The organism is Ruegeria sp. AD11(2025) (genome assembly GCF_056542405.1).
Genome location: NZ_JBQFZU010000105.1, coordinates 1 through 1373, shown reverse-complemented (window position 1 = coordinate 1373; position 1373 = coordinate 1). Strand labels below are relative to the sequence as shown.

Below are 1373 nucleotides of genomic sequence, written 5' to 3'. Positions count from 1 at the left end.
CAATCCTGTTCGAGGCGTTATCCTGTATTGGAGGCAGAATATCCCGGGCCCGGCTTCGCTACATCGGGCTTAGGTCTGATGATTTTCCGGCCCATTGTCCGGGTCCGAGGAATGAGAGTTTCAAATATCCATCACTTAAAAAGACCTGGTGATCCAATTTAGGCCTTGGGCAATGAGGTGTTGCCGCGTTGCTTTCCATGTTTTGCGGAACTCGGCTTCAGCGGTTGGCGGGTCTTGATTTGACAGCTGTCGTTTTCTTCCCGATTAGGGTCAGGATGCATTGATTCTCAAGGCGCTGCATGATTCACGGCTCGAAAAATGGAGTGGTGATATGAGCGACCTTTTCTGGCTGACCGACGAGCAGATGGCCAAATTTTCCCCTTTCTTCCCGCGGTCGCACGGCAAGCCACGGGTCGATGACAAGAGAGTGCTGAGCGGGATTATCTTCGTCAATCGCAACGGGTTGCGCTGGCGCGACGCTCCCAAGGAATACGGACCGCATAAGACGCTGTACAGCCGGTGGAAACGATGGAGCGAGAAAGGCATCTTCGCGCGGATGATGGTCGGCCTGGCCGCCGAACATGGCGAGGAAAAGACCGTGATGATCGACGCGACGTATCTAAAGGCCCACCGCACCGCGACCAGCATGGCCGCGAAAAAGGGGGGCGTGGACGCCTGATTGGTCGGACCAAGGGTGGCATGAACACGAAGCTGCACGCCATCTGCGACAGCCAGGGGCGGCCGCTTAATCTATTCGTCACTGCCGGGCAGGTCAGCGATTACACCGGCGCACGGGCGTTACTCAGCAGTCTGCCAAAAGTCGACTGGCTACTCGGAGACCGCGGCTATGACGCCGACTGGTTCAGGGATGCGTTAAAAGACAAAGGGATACGCGCCTGCATCCCTGGCCGGAAGAAGCGCAAGGCTCCAGTCAAATACGACAAGCGGCTATACAAACGGCGCAACCGCATCGAGATCATGTTCGGCAGGCTCAAGGATTGGCGGCGCGTGGCAACACGCTATGACCGATCCCCAAAGGTCTTCCTCTCGGCCATCGCGCTCGCCGCTCTCGTCATCTATTGGTTATGAATCCTGACCCTAGGAGGATTGCAAGCTTCATAGACGGAGTACATGCACCGAACACTGCGCGTGCCGAACGACGAGTGCGGCTGTTGAACCCAAAAAGAACTCTTTCATTCCGGGTTTATGTGAAGCGAGGACAATACAGTCTATGTCATGTTTGTTGGCGTATTCGGTGATCGCCCGACCGGCCGATTGACTCACAAGCAGAACAGAGGAGACCTCGGTTTCATCTTTCAGGCGTTCGGCTAAGCGCGCCGCGGCTTTTTGGAGGGATTTTTCGGCAATCCCTT

2 protein-coding genes are annotated in these 1373 nt (G+C 56.0%); one reads left to right on the top strand and one right to left on the bottom strand.

The annotated features are described in order from the left end of the window. Positions 1 to 331 precede the first annotated feature (331 nt). A protein-coding gene (locus ACR1XY_RS24515; protein WP_480597415.1) for an IS5 family transposase occupies positions 332 to 1089 on the top strand; the annotation gives its coding sequence in 2 pieces (ribosomal slippage) (positions 332 to 656 and positions 656 to 1089; 759 coding nt in all). 27 nt (positions 1090 to 1116) lie between these two features. Here ACR1XY_RS24515 and ACR1XY_RS24510 read toward each other — a convergent pair. Continuing rightward, positions 1117 to 1373: universal stress protein (locus tag ACR1XY_RS24510; RefSeq protein WP_480597411.1), on the bottom strand; the 257-nt coding region annotated here is incomplete at its 5' end.